This is a genomic window from Rouxiella sp. WC2420 (assembly GCF_041200025.1).
Lineage (GTDB): Bacteria > Pseudomonadota > Gammaproteobacteria > Enterobacterales > Enterobacteriaceae > Rouxiella.
In genome coordinates this window covers 258,518-281,217 of record NZ_CP165628.1, presented here as the reverse complement: position 1 = coordinate 281,217, position 22,700 = coordinate 258,518, and the positions used below count along the sequence as shown (strand labels likewise).

General features: G+C 52.9%; 18 protein-coding genes and 1 pseudogene. 6 read left to right on the top strand and 13 right to left on the bottom strand.

Annotated features, from left to right (window positions below; all coding sequences use genetic code 11):
• The first annotated feature begins 7 nt into the window (after nucleotides 1–7).
• Complete coding sequence (locus AB3G37_RS01305; RefSeq protein WP_009635717.1) at nucleotides 8–766, top strand: DeoR/GlpR family transcriptional regulator; 759 nt, start codon at nucleotides 8–10, stop codon at nucleotides 764–766.
• 300 nt (nucleotides 767–1,066) lie between these two features.
• Nucleotides 1,067–2,578, top strand: a complete 1,512-nt coding sequence (gene glpD / locus AB3G37_RS01300; RefSeq protein WP_369789479.1) for a glycerol-3-phosphate dehydrogenase — start codon at nucleotides 1,067–1,069, stop codon at nucleotides 2,576–2,578.
• Nucleotides 2,579–2,627: 49 nt separating this feature from the next.
• Here glpD and glgP read toward each other — a convergent pair whose 3' ends face one another.
• The 6 genes from glgP to asd all read right to left on the bottom strand — a co-directional run bounded on the left by glgP (nucleotide 2,628) and on the right by asd (nucleotide 13,599).
• A complete protein-coding gene (gene glgP, locus AB3G37_RS01295) occupies nucleotides 2,628–5,075 on the bottom strand; it encodes a glycogen phosphorylase (RefSeq protein WP_009635715.1) in 2,448 nt (815 codons plus the stop codon).
• 29 nt (nucleotides 5,076–5,104) lie between these two features.
• Complete coding sequence (gene glgA, locus AB3G37_RS01290; protein WP_369789478.1) at nucleotides 5,105–6,535, bottom strand: glycogen synthase GlgA; 1,431 nt, start codon at nucleotides 6,533–6,535, stop codon at nucleotides 5,105–5,107.
• 83 nt (nucleotides 6,536–6,618) lie between these two features.
• Complete coding sequence (glgC, locus tag AB3G37_RS01285; RefSeq protein WP_009635713.1) at nucleotides 6,619–7,896, bottom strand: glucose-1-phosphate adenylyltransferase; 1,278 nt, start codon at nucleotides 7,894–7,896, stop codon at nucleotides 6,619–6,621.
• 24 nt (nucleotides 7,897–7,920) lie between these two features.
• Nucleotides 7,921–9,909 (bottom strand): glycogen debranching protein GlgX, encoded by a 1,989-nt coding sequence (glgX, locus tag AB3G37_RS01280; protein ID WP_369789477.1) that lies wholly within the window; start codon nucleotides 9,907–9,909, stop codon nucleotides 7,921–7,923.
• Complete coding sequence (gene glgB, locus AB3G37_RS01275; protein ID WP_009635711.1) at nucleotides 9,909–12,095, bottom strand: 1,4-alpha-glucan branching enzyme; 2,187 nt, start codon at nucleotides 12,093–12,095, stop codon at nucleotides 9,909–9,911. The genes glgX and glgB overlap by 1 nt, the downstream gene beginning before the upstream one ends.
• Nucleotides 12,096–12,495: 400 nt before the next feature.
• Nucleotides 12,496–13,599, bottom strand: a complete 1,104-nt coding sequence (gene asd / locus AB3G37_RS01270; protein WP_009635710.1) for an aspartate-semialdehyde dehydrogenase — start codon at nucleotides 13,597–13,599, stop codon at nucleotides 12,496–12,498.
• A 360-nt stretch (nucleotides 13,600–13,959) separates the two neighbouring features.
• On the opposite strand from asd, the gene AB3G37_RS01265 reads away from it, so the two are divergent.
• Nucleotides 13,960–14,553 carry a YhgN family NAAT transporter gene (locus AB3G37_RS01265; protein WP_009635709.1) on the top strand — a complete coding sequence of 198 codons (594 nt, stop codon included), beginning with the start codon at nucleotides 13,960–13,962 and terminating at the stop codon, nucleotides 14,551–14,553.
• 93 nt (nucleotides 14,554–14,646) lie between these two features.
• Here the strand turns inward: AB3G37_RS01265 and AB3G37_RS01260 are convergent, their stop codons facing one another.
• Entirely contained in the window at nucleotides 14,647–14,946 is a 300-nt protein-coding gene (locus AB3G37_RS01260; protein ID WP_009635708.1) for an XRE family transcriptional regulator, read from the bottom strand.
• A gap of 61 nt (nucleotides 14,947–15,007) precedes the next feature.
• The gene (locus AB3G37_RS01255) at nucleotides 15,008–15,304 is read right to left on the bottom strand and encodes a type II toxin-antitoxin system RelE/ParE family toxin (RefSeq protein ID WP_369789476.1); all 297 of its coding nucleotides are present in this window, start codon (nucleotides 15,302–15,304) and stop codon (nucleotides 15,008–15,010) included.
• Between the two features lie 111 nt (nucleotides 15,305–15,415).
• Between AB3G37_RS01255 and AB3G37_RS01250 the strand changes: the two are divergent.
• A pseudogene (locus AB3G37_RS01250) lies at nucleotides 15,416–15,514 on the top strand (MarC family protein); the annotation flags it as partial.
• Nucleotides 15,515–15,539: 25 nt separating this feature from the next.
• Here AB3G37_RS01250 and rhaM read toward each other — a convergent pair.
• From rhaM to rhaB, 4 genes are read right to left on the bottom strand one after another with little or no spacing between them, the layout of a single operon-like run.
• Entirely contained in the window at nucleotides 15,540–15,854 is a 315-nt protein-coding gene (gene rhaM, locus AB3G37_RS01245; RefSeq protein WP_369789475.1) for an L-rhamnose mutarotase, read from the bottom strand.
• Entirely contained in the window at nucleotides 15,844–16,686 is an 843-nt protein-coding gene (gene rhaD, locus AB3G37_RS01240) for a rhamnulose-1-phosphate aldolase (RefSeq protein ID WP_369789474.1), read from the bottom strand. Before rhaD ends, rhaM begins: the two co-directional genes overlap by 11 nt.
• Nucleotides 16,687–16,695: 9 nt before the next feature.
• Entirely contained in the window at nucleotides 16,696–17,952 is a 1,257-nt protein-coding gene (locus AB3G37_RS01235; RefSeq protein ID WP_369789473.1) for an L-rhamnose isomerase, read from the bottom strand.
• Nucleotides 17,949–19,367, bottom strand: a complete 1,419-nt coding sequence (gene rhaB, locus AB3G37_RS01230; RefSeq protein ID WP_369790867.1) for a rhamnulokinase — start codon at nucleotides 19,365–19,367, stop codon at nucleotides 17,949–17,951. The genes AB3G37_RS01235 and rhaB overlap by 4 nt, the downstream gene beginning before the upstream one ends.
• 356 nt (nucleotides 19,368–19,723) lie before the next feature.
• Between rhaB and rhaS the strand changes: the two genes are divergently transcribed.
• Together rhaS and rhaR are read left to right on the top strand one after the other, a co-directional pair.
• Nucleotides 19,724–20,548, top strand: a complete 825-nt coding sequence (gene rhaS / locus AB3G37_RS01225; RefSeq protein WP_369789472.1) for an HTH-type transcriptional activator RhaS — start codon at nucleotides 19,724–19,726, stop codon at nucleotides 20,546–20,548.
• A gap of 12 nt (nucleotides 20,549–20,560) precedes the next feature.
• On the top strand, nucleotides 20,561–21,412 hold the full coding sequence (gene rhaR, locus AB3G37_RS01220; RefSeq protein WP_369789471.1) for an HTH-type transcriptional activator RhaR: 852 nt from the start codon (nucleotides 20,561–20,563) through the stop codon (nucleotides 21,410–21,412).
• A gap of 42 nt (nucleotides 21,413–21,454) precedes the next feature.
• Here rhaR and rhaT read toward each other — a convergent pair whose 3' ends face one another.
• A complete protein-coding gene (rhaT, locus tag AB3G37_RS01215) occupies nucleotides 21,455–22,489 on the bottom strand; it encodes an L-rhamnose/proton symporter RhaT (RefSeq protein ID WP_009635700.1) in 1,035 nt (344 codons plus the stop codon).
• Between the last annotated feature and the right edge of the window lie 211 nt (nucleotides 22,490–22,700).

Sequence of the window (22,700 nt, the reverse complement as noted above, 5' to 3'; positions counted from 1 at the left end):
GAATTAGGTGAAACAAACACAACGACATAACGCCATTGTCGAACTGGTGCGCCAGCAAAGCTATGTCAGCACGGAAGAGCTGGTCGAGCATTTTGCCGTCAGCCCGCAAACGATTCGTCGTGACCTCAACGATTTGGCCGAGCAGAATAAAATTCATCGCCACCACGGCGGTGCTGCTCTGCCTTCCAGCTCAGTCAATGCCGCGTACACCGACCGAAAAGTCATGTGGTCAGATCAAAAAGCGCGCATTGCTGCCCGCGTTGCCTCGCAAATCCCTGACGGCTCAACGCTTTTTATCGATATTGGGACCACTCCGGAAGCGGTGGCTCATGCCCTGCTCGACCATCAAGACTTGCGTATTGTTACCAATAATCTCAACGTCGCAACGCTGCTGAGCCCAAAAGAAGATTTCCGCATTTTGCTGGCTGGCGGTGAAGTTCGCAGCCGTGACGGTGGCATTATGGGCGAAGCGACGCTAGATTTTATCTCTCAGTTTCGTCTCGACTACGGCATTCTGGGGATTAGCGGCATTGATATGGACGGTTCGTTGCTCGAATTCGACTATCATGAGGCGCGAATCAAGCGTGCAATAATCGAAAACTCGCGCAATGTGATGTTGGTTACCGACCATTCCAAATTTGGTCGTAACGCCATGGTAAACCTTGGCAATATGAGTCTGATCGATTACATGTTTACCGATCAGAAACCGCCAGAAAGCGTGATGGCGCTGATCAGCAAGTATGAAGTTCAGCTAGAACTCTGCTAATAATCTGCCGGGAAACCTTCTCCGCTTCCCGGCGTTATAATCAATCCCAGCCCTGAAACTGCGTTCATATTCACTTTCCGCCTTCCTTACCTCTCCTCTAAACGCGCAATAACGAAAAACCAGATGAGCTTTTACCCGCGATTTGCTGTATCCCCCTTTAATTCAGGTTAAAAATGTTACCTGCATCACGCATGAATGTTTTTATTTGGTTAACTCTTGGCTTGTTTGTTGGTTATCGATTACACTAATGAGCGAAAACGAACATTAAAGAGCTATTGCGAACATCTGGAGGAAGATGACGTGGAAACCAAAGACTTGATCGTAATCGGTGGCGGCATCAACGGCGCCGGTATCGCAGCAGATGCGGCTGGCCGTGGGCTGTCTGTCTTGCTGCTTGAAGCGCAAGACTTGGCCTGCGCGACCTCTTCGGCCAGTACTAAACTCATTCATGGCGGTCTGCGCTATCTTGAGCATTACGAATTCCGTCTGGTCAGCGAAGCGCTGGCTGAACGCGAAGTTCTGCTGAAATTAGCGCCGCACATCGCCTTCCCTATGCGTTTCCGCCTGCCGCATCAGCCACATCTGCGCCCGGCGTGGATGATCCGCATCGGTTTGTTTATGTACGACCATTTGGGTAAACGCACCAGTCTGCAAGGCAGTAACAGCCTGAAATTTGGCGAAAACTCCGTGCTGAAGCCTGAGATTACTCGCGGTTTTGAATATTCTGACTGCTGGGTCGATGATGCTCGTCTGGTGGTACTGAATGCTCAGGAAGTCGAAGAGCGCGGCGGTGAAATTCGTACTCGCACCCGTGTTAATCGTGCATGGCGCGAAAACGGTCTGTGGATGGTTGAAGCGCAGGAAATTGATACCGGCAAGACCTTTACCTTCCGGGCCAAAGGTTTGGTCAACGCCGCGGGTCCGTGGGTCAAACAGCTGTTTGATGACGGCCTGAAGCTGAAATCGCCTTATGGTATTCGCCTGATTAAAGGCAGCCATATCGTGGTGCCACGCGTGCATACCGAACAGCAGTCTTATATCCTGCAAAACGAAGACAACCGAATTGCCTTCGTGATTCCGTGGATGGATGAATTCTCGATTATCGGTACCACTGACGTGGAATATCACGGCGACCCGAAAAGCGTCAAAATCGACGACGAAGAAGTCGACTATTTGCTGAAAATTTACAACAGCTACTTTAAAAAGCAGCTGACCAAAGAAGATATTGTCTGGACCTATTCTGGCGTGCGTCCGCTGTGTGATGACGAATCGGACTCTGCCCAGAAGATCACTCGCGACTACACGCTGGACGTGCATGACGAACAGGGTAAGGCTCCGCTGCTGTCTATTTTCGGCGGCAAGTTGACCACCTATCGTAAGCTGGCCGAACACGCGATGGAGAAACTGTCGAAATATTACCCTAACGCCGGTCCTGCCTGGACCAAAAATGGCGTGCTGCCGGGCGGTAACATCAACGGTGATCGCGACGGCTACGCCATTGAACTGAGCCGTCGTTACAGCTGGCTCTCAGAGTCTCTGGCGCTTCGTTATGCTCGCACCTACGGCAGCCAGACCGATCTGATCCTTGAAGGATCGACCGGAATTGCGTCGCTGGGTGAAAATTTCGGTCATGAACTGTATGAGGCCGAGCTACGCTATCTGGTTGAGAAAGAGTGGGTTGTCGAGCTGGATGATGCAATTTGGCGTCGTACCAAGTTGGGGATGTGGCTCACCAAGCCTGAGCAGGCGCGTGTGGCCGAATGGCTGAAAAATAACGCGCAGCAGCGTAAAGGCCTGTCACTGGCGTCATAAGATTCGATTTCTGGAAAAAAGGGGCTTCTAAAAAGCCCCTATCCCTTCATCAAAGCTTCACCGGCTTAATATTCCAAATTTTCTCCGCATATTCACTGATCGTTCGGTCTGACGAGAAATATCCCATGTTGGCAATATTTAGCAGCGCCCGGCGTGACCATTCGTCCTGCTGTTGATAAAGCTCGTCGACCTTATCTTGCGTATCGACATAGCTGCGATAATCCGCCAGCAGCTGATAGTGATCGCCAAGGTTAACCAGGCTATCGAACAGGTTGTGATAACGGCGCGGATCGGTCGGACTGAAAACTCCGGTGGCAATCTGCGTCAGGACTTTGTGCAGCTCTGGGTCATTATCGTAATAATCATGCGGGTTGTAGCCATTTTGCCGCAGCGCTTCAACCTCCGGCGTGGTGTTGCCAAAGATAAAGATATTCTCCTCGCCGACGTGCTCCAGCATCTCGACGTTGGCACCGTCAAGCGTACCAATGGTCAGCGCCCCGTTGAGGGCAAACTTCATGTTACTGGTGCCCGACGCCTCAGTGCCCGCCAGTGAAATTTGCTCGGAAAGATCGGCCGCCGGAATAATCAGCTGAGCCAGACTGACGCTGTAGTTCGGAATAAACACCACTTTCAGCTTATGCTGGGTGCGCGGATCGTTGTTGATCACCGTCGCCACGTCGTTGATCAAATGAATGATCTGCTTGGCGGCATAATATGCAGAGGCGGCTTTACCGGCGAAGATCACCGTGCGCGGCACAAAATTAGCCTCGGGATCGTCAATAATCCGGTTATAGCGGGTAATCACGTGCAGCACGTTCAGCAATTGGCGTTTGTACTCGTGAATACGCTTGATCTGCACGTCGAACAGGCTGTGAGGATCGATGACCACCTCAAGTTTCTCGCCAACATAAGCGGCCAGACGTTTTTTATTTTCGTACTTGGCTTTCTGCAATGCTTTCAGGAAACTCGGATAGTCAATGTCCTGCTTCAGCTCCGCCAGCTGGCTGAGATCGGTGCGCCAAGTGTGGCCAATCGCGTCATCGAGCAGCGCAGATAGTGGTTTGTTAGCCAGCCCAAGCCAGCGACGCGGCGTCACGCCGTTGGTCATATTGCAGAAGCGATCAGGATAGATCCTGGCGAAATCGGCAAACAGCGATTTGACCATCAAATCCGAATGCAGCGCCGAGACACCGTTGACTTTATGGCTGGCAATAACCGCCAACCACGCCATACGCACCTTGCGACCGTTGTTTTCATCAATGATCGACACGCGCGATTTCATTGCGTTGTCCCCTGGCAGCACCTCTTCAACATGATTGAGGAAGTGTTCATTGATTTCAAAAATGATCTGCAAATGACGCGGCAGGATCTTGCCGAGCATGTCTACCGGCCAGGTTTCCAGCGCCTCGGTCATCAGCGTGTGGTTAGTGTAAGAAAACACGCGACTTACCGTGTCCCACGCCGACAGCCAGCTGACCTTGTGATCGTCAATCAGCAGGCGCATCAACTCGGGGATCGACAGCACCGGGTGGGTGTCATTCAGGTGGATAGAGATTTTATCCGCCAGATTGTCGAAGGTTTTGTGGGTATTGTAATGGCGGACCAGAATGTCCTGCACCGTGGCGGAGACCAGGAAATACTCCTGACGCAAACGCAGCTCGCGGCCAGAATAGGTCGAGTCATCGGGATAGAGCACTCGCGACACGTTTTCTGAATGGTTTTTATCTTCTACCGCAGCAAAGTAATCGCCCTGATTAAACTTACCAAGATTAATTTCATTACTCGCCTGCGCGCCCCACAGCCTTAATGTATTGGTGGCATCGGTATCGAAACCGGGAATGACCTGATCGTAGGCGACCGCCACGACCTCTTCAGTTTCCAGCCAGCGCGTCTTGGAACCCTCATGCTGCAAGCGGCCACCAAAACGGACTTTATAGCGGGTGTTGTAGCGCTGGAACTCCCACGGGTTACCGTATTCCAGCCAGTAGTCCGGCGACTCGCGCTGCTCACCGTTAACAATATTTTGCGCGAACATACCGTATTCATAACGGATGCCGTAACCGCGCCCAGGTAGCGCCAGCGTAGCCAGGGAATCCAGGAAACAGGCTGCCAGACGCCCTAAACCCCCGTTGCCGAGGCCAGGGTCATTTTCCTCGCCAATCAACTCTTCCAGATCCAGGCCCATCTCGTCGAGTGCCTGTTTGATATCATCGTAAATTCCCATCGACAGCAGCGCATTAGACAAGGTACGGCCAATTAGAAACTCCATGGAAAGATAGTAAACCTGACGTACATCCTGGGAAAGCTGATGCCGATTCGAACGCAGCCAGCGCTCGACCATGCGGTCGCGAACGGCGAATAGCGTGGCGTTCAGCCAGTCATGCTGGTTGGCAACAGAAGGGTCCTTCCCAAGAATAAACATCAGCTTATAAGCGATGGAATGCTTAAGTGCATCGACGCTGACGGTCGGCGAAGTATAGTTAATCGGTGAAGTCATAGCGTTACGTTCCCAATTATGTTTGTGGTTCAAAGCCGTTGATAAAGGCTCTTATAAGCCTGCGCAGCTACTTTCCAACCAAAATCAATTCCCATTGCATGATGCTGCACGTGCCGCCAATGTTTCGGGCGACTCCACAGCACGAATGCACGGCGAATAGCATTGCTTAGCGACTTTCCGGTGCTTTCTTCAAACACAAACCCGCTCGCCGTGCCATCGGCCAGATTTTCCAGTGCACAATCCACCACGGTATCGGCCAGTCCACCGGTGCGGCGCACCAGCGGCAGCGTGCCGTATTTCAAACCATAAAGCTGCGTTAATCCGCACGGCTCAAACCGGCTTGGCACCATGATGACGTCGGCACCGGCGATAATGCGGTGTGAAAAAGCTTCGTGATAACCCAGCTGAACGCCGACTTGTCCGGGATGGTCTGCCGCCGCGGCCAAGAACGCCTGTTGCAGCACAGCATCACCCGCGCCCAGCACCGCCAGTTGCCCGCCTTGCTCGAGCAGCTCGGGTAATCCTTCGAGCACCAAATCCAGCCCTTTCTGGCTGGTCAGACGGCTCACCACGGCAAAAACCAGCCGCGAGTCGTCCACGTCAAGCCCCATGGCGCGTTGTAAATAAGCTTTGTTGATTGCCTTGGCGCGCAAGTCATCGGCGCTGTAACGCGCGGACAACAACACGTCGGTTTTAGGTTCCCAAATGGCCTCGTCAACCCCGTTAAGGATCCCGGTCAGCTTGCCTTCGCTAAGCCGCTCAAGCAGCAGCGATTCCATGCCGTAACCAAATGCCGGTTGAGTGATCTCTTTGGCATAGGTCGGGCTGACCGTAGTGACGTGATCAGAATAGAACAGCCCGGCCTTGAGGAAGGAAATCTGCCCGTAAAATTCGAGGCCGCGCATCTGGAAAAACTCGGCTGGCAGCTGTAATTCGGCCAGATGCTGAGCAAAAAACAGCCCCTGAAACGCCAGGTTGTGTACAGTAAATACTGTTTTTGCCGGACGCCCGCGAGCAACAATGTAGGCCGAAGTTAACCCGGCGTGCCAGTCGTGGGAATGAACCACTTCCGGCTTCCAGTTAGGGTCAAGCCCACACGCCAGCTCGCAGGCGATCCAGCTCAACAGGCCAAACCGCAAATGGTTGTCTACATAGGCGTTGGAGGACTGATCGTGATACGGGCTGCCGGGCCGGTTGTAGAGATAAGGAGTATCGATCAGATAGATCCCGACCCCATTGTAGAGAGCAAAACGCAGGTCTACGTGGCCGGCGAAGGTGTCTATGGAGGCGACTAACTGCGTTTCACCCATGCCTTTTTTGACATCGGGAAAAGCAGGAATCAGCACTCGAACGTCATCCCCCTCGGCAATTTGCGCGGCGGGCAAAGCGCCGGCAACGTCAGCAAGACCGCCAGTTTTCAACAGAGGAAACAGCTCGGAACAAACATGTAAAACCTGCATTCTCGCTCCTGAATTTTCATCGCGCTACCTTCGTTGATTGGCGCGAACTGAAATAAGTGAATAATTCGATCTTGTCGCCAGCGCTATAATTTCGCCAGCATGCTGCGGGTCACTAGAACGATCCCGCTTTCCGACCGATAAAAACGCTTGCTGTCTTCCTCTGCATTCTCTCCAATCACCATGCCTTCCGGGATATGGCAAGCTCTGTCTATCACACACCGACGCAGACGGCAGGAGCGGCCGACGTTAACATCAGGTAATAGGATGCTTGAGTCGATATTGCAAAATGAATTAATGCGCACGCGCGGAAAAAGCACTGAATGTACAACTACCGATCCAGAAACAATACAGCCTCCCGAGACCAGCGAGTTCATGGTCATGCCATGACTTCCCGAACGGTCTTGCACAAATTTGGCTGGCGGCAGCGGTTCCATATGTGTGCGAATTGGCCAATTGGTGTCGTACATGTCCAGCTCCGGCGTCACCGAAGCCAGGTCCAGATTGGCGCGCCAGTAGGCGTCTATCGTGCCCACGTCGCGCCAATATGGCGGTAATTCATTGTTCGAGGTCACGCAGGACAGCTGGAAAGGATGCGCCCAGGCAACGCCCTGACGAGTAATTTTAGGGATCAGATCCTTACCAAAATCATGGCTCGATTCTTCACTGGCCATATCCTCTTCCAGTAAACTGAATAAATAGTCCGCATTAAAAATATAGACCCCCATGCTGGCCATTGCCTTGTCAGGTTGGCCGGGAATCGACGGCGGATTCTTTGGTTTCTCGAGAAATGACTTAATCTGGTAATTTTCAGCCACGTCCATGACGCCGAATTCGCTCGCCTCTTCCAGCGGAACTTCGAGACAGGCTACGGTACATTCGCCGCCTTTTTCGACGTGATCGATCAACATGCGCGAGTAATCCATCTTGTAAATATGGTCCCCCGCGAGGATAACCACGTACTCGGCGTTATAGCGGCGAATAATATCCAGATTCTGATAAACCGCATCAGCGGTACCTTTGTACCAATTCTCGGTCATCTGACGTTGCTGTGCCGGAAGCAGGTCGACAAACTCATTCATTTCTTCGTTCAGGAATGACCAGCCGCGCTGAATATGCTGCACCAGCGTGTGCGATTGATACTGCGTGATCACGCCGATCCGGCGGATCCCCGAGTTGAGGCAGTTCGACAGGGCAAAATCAATAATCCGAAACTTGCCACCAAAATGAACTGCGGGTTTGGCTCGGGTGTTCGTGAGATCTTTTAGACGCGATCCCCTTCCACCGGCCAGGATCAGCGCTACCGATTTGAGAGGCAGTTGTCTCGCCAACATCATGCGGTCATTAAATTCTAATGTAGCCATAGCTGAACCCTTTCTGATGCCCTGCTAACCTTGGATCAATACGCAGAGTGTTTTTGCCGTTGCCCGCCAAGACGAGCCTTCCCTGACGTTTTGCTGTTCATTGCCAAAGGGCGCAACACACTGCCAGCGGCCTTCGGGTAATGCCATTTCGACGTCATTCAGTGATGAATTAACCACCAGTAACCAGCGGTCGGACAATAAAATTTGCAAACATTGCTGCCCGCCTTGTTCCCAGCCGGGTGTGGTCATCGGCTGCCCCCAGCGGTCTAGCCAATGCACATCTTCAGAAGTTCCCTGCCACCATTTGTCTCGCATCAATGCCGGAATTTTTTTGCGTAACGCGATCAGTGCCGCCACATAATCAGTCATCTCGCTGTCGCCGTTCTGCCAGTCCAGCCAGCTGATTTCGTTATTCTGGCAATAGGCATTGTTATTGCCTTGCTGTGAATTACCGAATTCGTCACCCGCCAGCAGCATCGGCGTGCCCTGCGATAACAGCAGCGTTGCCAGCAGTGCTTTTTGGCTCAAACGCCGCTGCTGGCTAACGGCTGCGGAGGCGTTCAGGCCCTCTTCACCGTGGTTCTGGCTGTAGTTGTTATCGTGGCCGTCGCGGTTGTTCTCGCCGTTGCTCTCATTGTGCTTCTCGTTAAAACTTACTAAATCACGCAGCGTAAATCCGTCGTGCGCGGTCAGCATATTAATGGCTGAGTAAGGCAAACGGCCCTCATGTTCAAACAGATCGTCAGAGGCCGAAAAACGAGTCGCGAACTGCCCCAGCGGCAGCGTGCCGTGCAGCCAGAATTTGCGGATATCGTCACGCCAGCGATCGCTCCACTCGGCGAAAGGATAGGGAAAATTACCCACCTGATAACCGCCCGCACCAATGTCCCACGGCTCGGCAATCAGCTTGCAGTTGCTCAGCAGCGGATCGGCCTTGATCGCCCTGAACAGCGGTGAATCCACCAAATATTCCGGCGTGCGGCCCAGTAACGTTCCGAGATCAAAACGAAAACCGTCGATGTGGAAGCTTTTGACCCAGTAACGCAGGCTGTCGAGTGTCCAGGCAATAATATCCTCGTCAATCAAACGCATCGCGTTACCACAGCCGGTAAGATTGTTGTCGCTGCCGTCTTCGTTGAGCCAGTACCAGGCGCGATTGTCGAGACCGCGTAACGAAACCGTCGGCCCGCCCACGTCCAGCTCGGCGCTGTGGTTAAACACCACGTCGAGAATCACTTCAATGCCCGCCTGATGCAGCGCCATAATGGCGGTTTTAAATTCATCTATCGCGCTGACGCCGTTTTGGCCGCTGGCGTAATCCGGCTCCAAAGCACAGGGGCCTAACACGTTGTAACCCCAGTAATTACTCAAACCTAACCGCTGTAGCCTTGGCTCATCGGCGTGATGCTGTACCGGTAAAAGTTCCAGTGCAGTTATGCCGAGCTTTTTAAAATAGGCCAGCATTACCGGATGACCCAGCGCGGCATAGGTTCCACGCAGCGCCTCGGGGATCTCGGGATGAAGCTGCGTCAAACCGCGCACGTGGGCCTCATAAATCACGGTTCTGCCCCAGGGAACAGCCGGAGAGACATCACGATGCCAGTCAAATTTATCGGCGGTAACCACCGATTTCGGCACCAGATCGGCACTGTCGCGCGTGTCGAGGATATCAATGCCGCCATTGAGACGAGGATCGTCTACCAGCGAGCCTTCCAACGCGTGCGCGCTGGGGTCTATCAGCAGCTTGTGTGCATTAAAACGATGGCCGGTGGCGGGATTAAACGGCCCGTGAACGCGATAGCCGTAGCGCTGGCCTACTTTTCCACCCGGCAAATAGCCGTGCCAGCGGTTGCCACTTCTGGCATGCAGCGGCAGGCGTTTTTCGTTGCCCTGTTCGTCAAACAGGCAAAGCTCAATCTTTTCAGCCTCGGCAGAAAACAGGCAAAAATTAATGCCATTTCCGTCGTAACTCGCTCCAAACGGTGCGGGCTTGCCGGGCTGAAGAGAGTTCATCAGCAATCCTCCCGACGCAGATAAATGGTTGCCAGAGGAGGGATAACCAGCGAAACAGAGTGATCGCGCTGATGGCTCGGATAAGGATCAGTGTAGACCTCGCCGACGTTACCGACGTTGCTGCCGTGATAGTAATGGGCATCGGTGTTCAGCACTTCGCGATAACGCCCCGGGCGGCCGACGCCAATCCGATAGTTATAGCGCGGAACCGGCGTGAAGTTGCTGATAACAATGATCTCGTTGCCCTGATCATCGCGGCGGGCAAAGGCAAATATCGAATTTTCATGGTCATCGACCACCAGCCATTCAAAGCCGCGCGGGTTGAAGTCCAGCTCATACAGCGCAGACTGCTCGCGATAGGTGTGGTTGAGATCGCGCACCAGATGTTGCACACCGGCGTGCCAGCCGTTTTGGTCATCGAGCAGATGCCAGTCGAGACTTTGGTTAAAGTTCCATTCTCGGCCCTGTGCGAATTCACAGCCCATAAATAAAAGTTTCTTACCCGGATGCGCCCACATAAAACCGTAATATGCGCGCAGGTTGGCAAATTTCTGCCAGGCGTCGCCGGGCATTTTATCGATCAGCGAACCTTTGCCATGCACCACCTCATCGTGAGACAGCGGCAGCATAAAGTTCTCGCTGTAAGCATAAAGTACGCCGAAGGTGAGGAGATTATGGTGATATTTGCGGTGAACCGGATCGAGCTGCATATAGCGCAGCGTGTCGTTCATCCACCCCATGTTCCACTTGTAATGGAAGCCAAGACCGTTGGCGTCCGGCGGCATGGTGACGCCAGGATAATCGGTAGATTCTTCGGCCAGCGTAACCGCGCCGCCCAACTCACGGCCAATGGTCTGATTGGTATAGCGCAGGAAGGAGATCGCCTCGAGGTTTTCGCGACCGCCAAAGTAATTGGGGATCCATTCCCCGGCTTTGCGGCTGTAATCGCGATAAATCATCGACGCCACTGCATCCACCCGCAGGCCATCGATACCATAGCGCTCAATCCAGTAAAAACCATTACCCGCCAGATAGTTGCGAACCTCATGACGGCCATAGTTGTAAATTAGCGTGTTCCAGTCCTGGTGATATCCTTCGCGGGGATCGGCGTATTCATACAGCGCGGTACCGTCAAACTTCGCCAGCCCGTAGGCATCACTCGGAAAGTGACCCGGCACCCAGTCGAGGATCACGTTTAGCCCGGCCGCGTGAGCCGCATCGACAAACGCCTTGAACTCGACGGGAGAACCATAGCGCCGCGTTGGGGCATACATGCCCAGCGGTTGGTAGCCCCAGCTGCCATCAAAAGGATGCTCGTTGATCGGCATCAGCTCGATGTGCGTGAAGCCCATCCATTTAACATACTGCACCAGCTGCTCGGCCAGTTCGCCGTAGCTTAGCCAGAAATTATCGTCGGTATGGCGACGCCAGGACCCGAGATGAACCTCATAAACCGAGACCGGCTGGTCAAAGGCGTTGGCTTTTTTACGCTGTGGGGAGAACTCGACCACGTCGGGGATTTTTCGTATCAGCGAGGCGGTTTCCGGACGCATCTGCGCCTCAAAGGCGTAAGGGTCAGCCCGCAGACTCATGTGCCCGTAGCAGTCGATAATTTCAAACTTGTAGAGCTGGCCTTCGCGCGCGGCGGGGATAAACAGTTCCCAAATACCATTTTCGCGGCGCAAACGCATAGGATGACGGCGACCATCCCAGAAGTTAAACTCGCCAACCACGGAGATACGCGTGGCGTTGGGTGCCCAGACGGCAAAACTCACGCCCTCGACACCATCCAGCGTCATAGGGTGCGCGCCCAGCTTTTCATAGGGACGCATGTGCGTGCCTTCCGCCAACAGCCAGATATCCATATCCTGCAATAGCGTGCCAAAGCGGTAGGCATCATCAATGATATAGGTGTCATCGCCCCAGCGGACCTCAAGCTGGTAGCGGAAAAATTTTTTGCGGCGCGGCATCAGGCCGACAAAAAAGCCGCGTTCGTCATAGCGTCGCAGCTCCGCAACCCGACTCTGTTTCTGCGGGTCGATGACCCAAACCTGGTCGGCATCCGGTAAAAGAGCACGCACTTCCAAACCTGCGGCCACTTCGTGCATCCCCAGCAGTGAAAAGGGATCGGCATAGCGGCCGGAAAAAATTTGGTTAACGACGTGCTGATCGGGAAGTACTGGCATGGTGTTTCATCCTGTGATCAATTAATCAACAAACTCCAATAAACAACATTGTCTCGGCCCGAGCATTTTTTCCTTTAGCGTCGTGCTTTCATCCTGAAAATGGCCTATTTGCCAGATTTAATCCTTCAAGAATACCCATCTCCTCACTATGCGCAGAGTCAGCCAACAATATCCGTCTGTATTCACAAATTTTGAAAATACAGACAAATGCCATACTCAAAATCTTATTCTGCCTTTACTAAGCATAGCCAAAGCTTTCAAGGAGCAAGGTCTGAATTAAAAGAAATTTTTAGAAAAGATAACACGCTACAAAACGGTGATAAAACAGCCAATTTCACAGCAAAAAGAAAATAAAAAAGGGATACCAAATGGTATCCCTGAGATGACGTGCAAAGATGGATTACAGCAGAATACGCAGCATGCGGCGCAGTGGTTCTGCAGCGCCCCACAACAGCTGATCGCCCACGGTGAAAGCGGACAGATATTCAGGACCCATGTTCAGCTTACGCAGACGGCCAACCGGGGTGTTCAACGTACCGGTGACGGCAGCCGGGGTCAGCTCACGCATCGACAGTTCACGATCGTTAGGAATAACGCGGACCCAGTCGTTGTGCGTCGCCAAAATCTGTTCGATTTCAGGGATAGACACGTCTTTTTTCAGTTTCAGAGTAAACGCCTGGCTGTGGCAGCGCAGCGCGCCGATGCGCACGCACAGGCCGTCAACCGGGATCACGCTGGAAGTTCGCAGGATTTTATTGGTCTCGGCCTGACCTTTCCACTCTTCTTTGGTTTGGCCATTTTCCAGCTGTTTATCGATCCACGGGATAAGACCACCGGCCAAAGGCACGCCGAAGTTGTCAGTCGGCAGAGTGCCGCTGCGAGTCAGTTCGGTAACCTTGCGCTCGATATCAAGAATAGCGGAAGCAGGATTTTGCAGCTCGTGAGCGACAGAGTTATGCAGCATGCCCATTTGGGTCAGCAGCTCGCGCATGTGACGCGCACCGCCACCGGACGCCGCCTGATAGGTAGCAACCGATGCCCACTCAACCAGGTCGTTGGCAAACAGGCCACCCAGCGACATCAGCATCAGACTGACGGTACAGTTACCGCCAACAAAAGTTTTGATGCCTTTATCAATACCTTCATGGATCACTGAGCTATTAACCGGATCCAGAATAATGATCGCGTCGTCTTTCATTCTTAAAGAAGAAGCGGCGTCGATCCAATAACCCTGCCAGCCGCTTTCACGCAGCTTTGGATAGATTTCATTGGTATAATCCCCGCCCTGACAGGTAATGATAATATCCAGCGCACTCAGCGCGTCGATATCAAAGGCGTCTTGCAGCGTGCCCTGATGGCCGCCAAATACTGGCGAAGCCTGGCCGTGCTGCGAAGTGGAGAAGAATACCGGACGAATGGCGTCAAAATCGCGCTCTTCTGTCATGCGTTGCATGAGCACAGAACCGACCATACCGCGCCAGCCGACGAAACCTACATTTTTCATAATAACTGTCCTGCCCTGAGGGTGATAACTGCATTGATTGCGCGTTTGCACCGTTTTGGCACAAATCACCCCTTGAAACGGGTGACAGTGCGGCTTGTTGCCCTGTTAGCGCGCGAGTGTATACCTTACAAAATGTACAGTAAGTGGCAAGTGAATTTAATCGATACCAGACGCTTTGTTAGCAGCATTGCTTATATTCTCTAAATTATAGCCAAAGTCATCAGGGTTTGAGCCAGGCAGATGGCGAGTCGATTGAGAGGGGATTTTTTATATTTCATAACAACAAGCCGGTGATTGCTGTGGGCAATTGCAGCTAACACCGCTATAACTTCAAAGATGCAGGCTAAGGAACGCGTTGAAATGACTGAAATGATCTCGGCAACAGTTTTATTATTTTTGATTATGGATCCGCTGGGCAACCTGCCGATCTTTATGTCAGTGCTAAAGCATCTGGATCCTAAACGCCGTCGCGTAGTGTTGATCCGCGAGATGCTGATCGCCCTGCTGCTGATGCTGATCTTTCTGTTTGCCGGTGAGAAGATCTTGTCATTCCTGAATTTGCGGACTGAAACGGTGTCAATTTCCGGCGGGATCATCCTGTTTCTGATTGCCATCAAGATGATTTTTCCTTCGCATGACAATAACAGCAGCGGCTTACCGGCGGGTGAAGAGCCGTTTTTAGTACCGCTGGCTATCCCGCTGGTCGCTGGCCCATCGATACTGGCTTCGTTGATGCTGCTGTCGCATCAGTATCCAAATCAAATCGGCCACCTGACGCTGGCGCTGTTAATTGCCTGGGGTCTGTCGATGTGTATTTTACTGCTGTCGAACGTGTTTCTGCGGCTGTTGGGCGATCGCGGCGTCGATGCGCTGGAGCGTTTGATGGGATTAGTGCTGGTGATGCTCTCAACCCAGATGTTCCTTGATGGCGTGCGAGCATATTTGAAGATTTAGGGTTTTGCTCCCCGCAGATATGGGGAGCAACCCGTTTTTAAACCTGCAGAATGAAAATTTATTAAAACGAGGATTTAAAAAGTTATCGGTGATTTAAACCGTAAAACCAAAATGTTTTCCACCCGGCAGCTCAACGTCAATGCTAAGTTTTCCGCCCAATGCCTCGACATAACGCCTCAAAGTGTCAATTTTCATCTCACTTCCGCGCTGTTCAATAGCCACCACAGAGGGCTGCTTGATGCCCATTGCCTCAGCGACTTCTTTCTGAGACAAATTCAGCTGTTCACGCAGTTCATAGAGCCGAGTTTCAAGACGCATTTCATTCGCCATAGCTTTGATACGTTCCTGACTTTCAGGTGTACGCTGGGCCATAAGTTCTTTTAATGTCGCCATAGTTACTTCTCCAAATTCAATTTTTTCAGATGACGATCAAATTCAGCATCTGCAGTTCGAATCAGCTCTGTATAAAATTTTGCTCGTTTGCACCTTTTTTATCCCCAGCACAAAAAACAACCGCATTACGTATCGGATCAAAGGCAAAAAAAGCACGTATCGGGTGCCCATCATATTGCACGCGAAGCTCTTTCATATTGGCATGCCTGGAGCCTTTTAGGATGTCAGCATAGGGTCTGGCGAGCGTAGGCCCAACTTGTTCAATCAGGTTAAAACCAGCAAGGAGCCTCACTTGTAGCTCATCTTCTTGTTCAACAAACCAGGTATCAAATAGCTCTGTCGTTTCAACTTCCCACATCCGTGTTAGTCCTTTAAGAGAGAAACGTCCGTCGCCTCACTTATTAACTACAGTCTATATTATAGAGCGTAGTCAATATAATGTCAGTCAAATTTTGTACAACATTAATTTCAAAGCGTCGATGCGCTGGAGCGTTTGATGGGATTAGTGCTGGTGATGCTCTCAACCCAGATGTTCCTTGATGGCGTGCGAGCATATTTGAAGATTTAGAGTTTGAGCTTGCTGCTTCGCCATCCTATTGCAGATAGAACACGCTTTTCAGTTCTTGGCTCACCGGGCTGTTGTCCGCATTGGATGGCATCAGCGCCGACATTGACTGCCACCAGCGCTGGCAAACCGCGGTTTTTGCCACTGCGTCCCAGCGCTCCTGCGATTCAATCTCCACCACGGCGAACAGCAGATTTCTCTGCTGATCCAGAAAGATACTGTAGTGGTGAGCGCCGTGAGCCTTAAGCGTCTGCTCCAGCTCAGGCCAGACAGGTGAGTGTCGCCGCTGATATTCCTCATGGGCGTGCGGATGCACCTGCATCACAAACGCTTTACGCAACATTGCGTTTGTCCAGGTGCAGCGCCTCCTGCCACGGATTAACACCAAAGCGTTTGCCGAGGGCGATAAGCTCCTGAGTGCTGATAGTCTGCTTCATGCCGCCCATAGAGATCACTTTCACCAGGACTTCCGAGGATTTTTCAGCGGTGTCGATCAGTCCAAATGTCTCATCCAGCGTCGGCCCGGCGCCAAAAATACCGTGGAAAGGCCACAGCACGATGCTGTGCGACTTCATCTGTTCAGCGGTTTTTTCGCCGATGCCGTCGGTGCCAGGCACCATCCACGGCACGATACCAACGCCGTCCGGGAACACCACCAGACACTCGGTACTGCCTTCCCAAAGTTGACGGGTAAAGCTCGCCGCATCGAGCTCCAACACATAACTTAGCGCCATAAAGTTAGTCGCATGACAGTGCATGATCACCCGGTCGGAACCGTGGGTTAGCTGCTTGCGCACGCTGTGCGACTGAAAATGCGACGCCAGCTCGGAGGTCGGCACGCCACCGTTCACCAGCCCCCAGTGAATTTTATAAGACGCGCCATCTTCGCTGACCTGTAACAGCACCAGGCTATCGGCAGGGTCAAGCTGCACGTTGCGGAAAAACTTGCCAGAACCCGTGACCAAAAACCAGCAGTTTGCCAGCAGCGGCGCTGGCTGAGTCAGCTCGATATGACGCGGCTCGGCGACGAAATCAGCAGTAAAAGGGCTGACTTCCTCTTCCAGTAATCTCAGGCTGATATTGCCACCATTGCGCTCATCCCAGCCCTTCAGCCACATGTCGCTGGTCGCCTTGACCATTCCTTGCACAAACCACGAAGAAAGAATGCTTTGCATGATAAATCCTTAACGTTGACTGAGAATTTGTTGTTCATAGCGGCGCACGTCTGTGACCCAACCTGCATCGGCGGGCACGTCGTTACGCAGGCAATAGGTTTCCCACACTGCCTGCCACGGCAGTGATTTTTGTTCTTCGAGCAGCGCCAGACGCAGAGTGTAATCACCCTCATTTTCGGCCTTGCGCAGCTGTTCAACAGGCTCGAGCAGCGCGCGCAACAGGGCTTTTTTGGCATTGCGCGTGCCAATCACCCAGGCGGCGATGCGATTGATCGAGGCATCGAAGAAGTCGAGGCCAATGTGCACCTTATCTAGCAGGTTGTTGCGCACAATCTCGCTGGCGATGGCCTGCGTTTCGTCGTCGAGGATCACCACGTGATCGCTGTCCCAACGTACCGGGCGACTGACGTGCAACAGCAGCCGCGGCACATACAGCATGGCGGTTGAGATCTTGTCGGAAATGACCTCGGTCGGATGGAAATGCCCAGCATCCAGCGTCAGCGCAGTCTGGCGGCTGGCGGCGTAACCGAGGCAGAATTCGTTGGAGCCGACGGTATAACTTTCCGCGCCAATGCCAAACAGTTTGCTTTCAACCGCGTCAATGTGGTGCGCCGGATTGAGCTTCTCTTTGATAATCTCATCGAGTGAACTCATCAGCCGCCGGCGCGGCCCGAGGCGGTCAACGGTGAGATCTTTCATGCCATCCGGCACCCAGATATTCATCACCGACGGCGTGCCGAGCTGCTCGCCGAACGAGGCAGACACCTTGCGGCTGGCCTTGCAGTGCTCAATCCAGAACTGACGAATTTCCGCGTTGGCACTGGACAGCGTGAAACCGTCTGCGCTGTGTTCGTGCGAGAAGCAGGTCGGATTAAAATCCAGCCCGATACGATTTTTTTTGGCCCACTCGACCCAGTTGCTGAAATGCTGCGGTTTGATGTCGGTGCGCTCGACCGGCCGATCACTCTCCAGATAAATCGCGTGCAGATTCAAACGCTTTGGACCAGGAATCAAAGACATCGCCTTGTCGAGATCGGCGCGTAGCTCCACTGCCGTCGTCGCTCTGCCCGGATAATTACCGGTCGCCTGAATGCCGCCGGTCAATGCGCCCTGTGGATTCTCAAACCCGCGCACGTCGTCGCCCTGCCAGCAGTGCATGGAAATCGGCAGCGTGTCCAGTCGTGATAACGCGGCTTCGACATCTACACCCACGGCGGCAAAGCGCTGTTTGGCGAGATCAAATGCCTGCTCGATAAGCTTGGTCATAAGCAAAATTCCTTATTGGATTGGCTCAGCGCCTGAAAACGCGGCCAGTGGGCTGCGAAAGCGCTATCAGAATGAGGTTCAATTCGGTGTAACGGAAAATGATTGGCAACGTGCTGGCGGAAAGCAGTGACGTCTTGAATATCGCCGAGCGCAATCAGCTGGCAGCCAATATTGCCCAGCGTCGAGGCTTCAACAGGCCCGGCGACCACCGGCAAATTGCAGGCATTGGCGCACAGCTGGTTAAGGAAATGATTCTGGCAACCGCCGCCGACAATATGCAGCTGGCTGAAAGATTTGCCGCGCACCAGCGTCAATTCTTCAAGCACCTGACGATAAAGTAGCGCCAGGCTGTCAAAGATGCAGCGCGCCAGTTCGGCAGCGGTTTGCGGCTGAGGCATGGCGTTTTCAACGCAGGCATCCTGAATTTCACGCACCATGCTGCCCGGATTGATAAAGCGATCGTCATTGGGATTGATAAGCCAGCGACAGGCGGTTTGCTGCCGGGCATCTTCGATCAGCTGACACAGGTCATCGATGTGCAGCTCTTCGCAGACTCGTTGCAGCAGCCACAGGCCCATAATATTTTTTAGCACCCGATAGCGCCCTTCTGCCCCGCCCTCATTGGTGATATTGGCGGCCAGAGCAGCGCGGTTGTTGAATGGCCTCCGACTTTCAAAACCCATCAATGACCAAGTGCCAGAGCTGAGATAAGCCGCATCAATGTCGGCCAGTGGCGTGCCCAACACCGCGCTGGCAGTATCGTGGGTTGCAACCGCAATCACCGGCACGCCTTTACCTTTGGCGTTATGCCATTCACCCACCGCCTGGCCGGGCTGAGAAGTAGGCCCAAACCATGACGCCTTGGCTCCCGCCCAATGCAGCAGTTTGCTGTCCCATTCGCCGCTCTCAATATTCAGCATCTGCGTGGTGGTGGCGTTGGTGTATTCCCAGCACAGCTTGCCGGTCAGGCGATAGTGCAAATAGTCAGGAATTTGAACAACGTGAGCGATTTTTTCTACCAGCTCGGGCTGCGCCTGCGTTAGCGCGCGCATCTGATAGAGAGTATTAAAAGGCAGAAACTGAATGCCGGTCTGTTTGTAGATCGCCTCACCACTCAGCTCGCGCTGCGCCTTGCTCATGACACCGTGAGTGCGCCGGTCGCGATAAGAGACAGCGGGTGCCAGACGCTGGCCGTCGGCATCCAGTAACACAAAATCGACGCCCCAGGTATCGATGCCGAGACTGTCCAGCGCAATACCTTCGTCGTCCAGCTGCCGTAAACCGGCGAGAATGGCCTGCTCCAACGCATCAACATCCCAGCATTCATGTTCATCGATTTGTACCAGCTGATTAGCAAAACGGCTGACCTCGCGCAGAGTCAGCGAACCCTGGGCAAGATCGGAACGGGCCAGCATGATACGGCCGCTGGAAGCGCCGAGGTCGATAGCAACGATATGGCGAATGGTCATTGGATTTCAGTCCCTGCTAATTCAATGCCACCAGTCTAAAACCCCTGCAATCTGCTGCCTTTTGCTAACTGCCAGCGCAAAAGCGTTGCTGGCAATTGCGCAAAGATAGACTTGAACCAGCTCACACTTTTTTCGTTTGGCTCTGGTGGCTCAAGCTGTGACCCCTGCCGCATTTCTGAATCTTTTGTGGTTCATTCTTGAAAATTACCGCCTTCAAGGCGATTTCGTGGTCAAAAATTCAAGGTAAAGTGGCGCAACCCTCATTACCATCGGTTACGAATTTATTAATGAGGTGTTAAAAAATGACCATCTTGCACAGCGTTGATTTTTTCCCGGCCGGTGGATTTTCCATAGCAGTAGAGCCTCGTGCTCCGCAGGGCGCTTTCCCGGAGCATCATCATGATTTTCATGAGATTGTGCTGGTCGAACAGGGTAGCGGCATTCACGTATTCAACGGCCAACCGCAAACTCTGTGCGGCGGCTGCGTGTGTTTTGTGCGCGATCACGATCGCCATCTTTATGAACAAACCGATAACCTGCACCTTACCAACGTGCTGTATCGAGGTCCTGATGCTTTCCGTTTCCTTTCCGGTTTGCGCGATTTATTGCCGCAGGAAAGTGACGGTAATTATCCCTCGCTGTGGCGCATCAATAATAAAGTCATGGCCCGGGCCAAGACGCTGATAGACCAATTGCCGCGCGGTAGCGAGCAATTTTCTTTAGAGCAACAGGCCGAGCAGGAACTGCATTTTATGCAACTGTTGGTGTTGTTGCGTCAGGGCCGCAGCGCACAGGATGAAAATAATCAGGAAAGTCGCCTGCGCCACCTGCTCGATTGGCTGAATGAACACTACAGTGAAGAAATTGACTGGGACGAGCTGGCGAGCCATTTTTCTCTTTCGCTGCGTACCCTCCACCGTCAGTTGAAACAGCAAACCGGCAGCACGCCGCAGCGCTATCTCAATCGCCTGCGCCTGCTGCAATCGCGCCATTTGCTGCGACACAGTGATCTGCGCGTCACCGATATTGCTTTCCAATGCGGCTTTGGGGACAGCAATCATTTTTCGACACTGTTTAAACGCGAGTTTGGCTACGCGCCGCGTAATGTAAGCCAGCATATGAACTAATTCAGGGGATCTATGACACTACGTTTGCCGAAAGCCGACTATTTACCCTCGGAGCTGATGCCGGTGGCGGTTGCCGATCGCGCGCCCCAGCCGTCATTCCCCGCGCACACTCACGAGTTTTGCGAAATCGTGATTGTCTGGCGCGGCAACGGCCTGCACGTCCTCAACGATCGGCCTTGGCTAGTGACCTGTGGCGATATTTTTTATATTAAAGAGAGCGATTGCCACAGCTATGATTCGGTCAATGATCTGGTGCTGGATAATATTATTTACTGCCCGGAAAGATTCAAACTTGGGCTGGACTGGTCAGAAATGCTGCCTCGCGACGAAGGCGACGGCCCGGCGCACTGGCGATTGACGACGCGCGGAATGGCGCTGGCGCGAGGGGTGATTTTACAGCTGGTGCAGGAGAGTCGAAAAAGCGACGTGCTGTCTTTGCAGCTTACCGAGGCGCTATTTTTACAACTGGCGCTGATCCTGCGTCGTCATCGTTATGCTGCTGATAAAGCTTACGCGCTACCGGAGGGTGAACAGCTGGATTTGTTGATGTCGGCGATTCAGGTCGACGTGGGAAAAAACTTGTGTCTGGCGACCTTTTGCGAGCAACACCAGCTTTCAGAAAGGAGCCTGAAACAGCTTTTTCGTCTGCAGACCGGAATGAGCATCGGGCATTATTTGCGTCAGCTGCAGCTTTGTCAGGCTAAACACTTATTGCGCAGCAGCGATCGGTTAATTACCGAAGTGGCTGCCCGCTGCGGTTTTGATGACAGTAACTATTTTTCCGTGGTATTTACCCGTGAAACCGGCATGACACCCAGCGCCTGGCGTCAGCGGTTTGAACGCACGACAAAGGTTGCGATTTAAAATCCTGACGTCTGAAAAGACCGTCAGGATTGATACAATAACTTAAGATGCCATTCCCAGACCCACGATGTTCGCCGCCATCACGATCACCAGACAACCCAGGCTCAGCACGCCCACCGGACGCTGCCCGACATTCTTCCACTCTTTCATAATCAGCCCGACCAGCCCGCCACAGAGCACGTAGAAGCTCATATGCAGCATCCAGCTGATAAAGTCATACTGCGCAGGAATTTGCGCGTGACCCCAGGCGTAGAAGAAGAATTGCAGATACCACATGGTTCCGCCAAGTAGTGCAAACAAGATATTAGCCACCAGCAGCGGTTTTGCTACCGAGAAATCAGCTTTTACCGACAGCTCTTTTTTGGTCGCCAGACGGATAAAACAGTAGGCCAGATTGACAATCGCCCCACCGCCCATGATCACCACATAGCTTGGCAGCGCGACGTAAAGCGGGTTAATCCCCAACGCGGCGGCGGCTTCATGCATCGGCTTGGCGGCGTCCATCGCAAACGACATTCCGGCGGAGAAAATACCGCACAGCACCGCCAGCAGCAGGCCTTTCTTAAGATTGAACTCTTGAGCCGTCACGCCCATCGCACGCTCTTTCAGCAAACCGGCGCGCGAGACAATCGCCACGCCAATCACCGCAACGAAGACGCCAAGCAGTGTTAAACGCCCACCCTCGGAGCTGAAAAGTTCGACAAAGCGGCCCTGCAACAGCGGGGTCATCAAGGTGCCTACCACCAGTGTCACCCCGATGGCGATACCAATCCCCATCGACATGCCGAGATAACGCATGGTTAAGCCGTAATTGATATTGCCGATACCCCACATCGCGCCAAACAAAAATACCGGCGCAAGAGTCGAGAGGCTAAAAGAACTGTAGTAACTCCAGAAATGCGGCAACAGGATGGCGCTGACCACCCACGGCAGGATCAGCCACGACATCACACCGCCAACGGACCACATGGTTTCCCATGACCAGTTGCGAACTTTTTTAAACGGGGCGTAAAAACAGGCCGCACTGGTGGCACCGATAAAGTGCCACATGATGCCTAACAGGATTGCGTTATTCATTTTTATTTATTCCTTCGTAGAGTTGAGGCGAACAGGAAATAAGCGGCTTCCTGCATACGAAGGAGTCTAAGGAGTTGTTACCGCGCAGAGCCTCTGTATGGTTGCCCACCCAAAGTTAATTCTGGCGAAATTAGCGAGATTTCACCGACCGCGATCACAAATTTCTTTTCTGACCCTAATCGGCCCAATTTATCCATTTTGCTCGCCATCC

Bases quoted from the DNA above. Each gene is read 5' to 3' on its own strand.
- rhaR (WP_369789471.1), top strand. From the start codon at position 20,561: ATGACACTACGTTTGCCGAAAGCCGACTATTTACCCTCGGAGCTGATG.
- glgP (WP_009635715.1), bottom strand. From the start codon at position 5,075: ATGACTTCACCGATTAACTATACTTCGCCGACCGTCAGCGTCGATGCA.
- rhaM (WP_369789475.1), bottom strand. From the start codon at position 15,854: ATGTTGCGTAAAGCGTTTGTGATGCAGGTGCATCCGCACGCCCATGAG.
- AB3G37_RS01265 (WP_009635709.1), top strand. From the start codon at position 13,960: ATGACTGAAATGATCTCGGCAACAGTTTTATTATTTTTGATTATGGAT.
- rhaD (WP_369789474.1), bottom strand. From the start codon at position 16,686: ATGCAAAGCATTCTTTCTTCGTGGTTTGTGCAAGGAATGGTCAAGGCG.
- rhaB (WP_369790867.1), bottom strand. From the start codon at position 19,367: ATGCTGGCCCGTTCCGATCTTGCCCAGGGTTCGCTGACTCTGCGCGAG.
- AB3G37_RS01255 (WP_369789476.1), bottom strand. From the start codon at position 15,304: ATGTGGGAAGTTGAAACGACAGAGCTATTTGATACCTGGTTTGTTGAA.
- glgC (WP_009635713.1), bottom strand. From the start codon at position 7,896: ATGGCTACATTAGAATTTAATGACCGCATGATGTTGGCGAGACAACTG.
- rhaS (WP_369789472.1), top strand. From the start codon at position 19,724: ATGACCATCTTGCACAGCGTTGATTTTTTCCCGGCCGGTGGATTTTCC.
- glgX (WP_369789477.1), bottom strand. From the start codon at position 9,909: ATGAACTCTCTTCAGCCCGGCAAGCCCGCACCGTTTGGAGCGAGTTAC.
- AB3G37_RS01260 (WP_009635708.1), bottom strand. From the start codon at position 14,946: ATGGCGACATTAAAAGAACTTATGGCCCAGCGTACACCTGAAAGTCAG.
- AB3G37_RS01235 (WP_369789473.1), bottom strand. From the start codon at position 17,952: ATGACCAAGCTTATCGAGCAGGCATTTGATCTCGCCAAACAGCGCTTT.
- glgB (WP_009635711.1), bottom strand. From the start codon at position 12,095: ATGCCAGTACTTCCCGATCAGCACGTCGTTAACCAAATTTTTTCCGGC.
- glgA (WP_369789478.1), bottom strand. From the start codon at position 6,535: ATGCAGGTTTTACATGTTTGTTCCGAGCTGTTTCCTCTGTTGAAAACT.
- asd (WP_009635710.1), bottom strand. From the start codon at position 13,599: ATGAAAAATGTAGGTTTCGTCGGCTGGCGCGGTATGGTCGGTTCTGTG.
- rhaT (WP_009635700.1), bottom strand. From the start codon at position 22,489: ATGAATAACGCAATCCTGTTAGGCATCATGTGGCACTTTATCGGTGCC.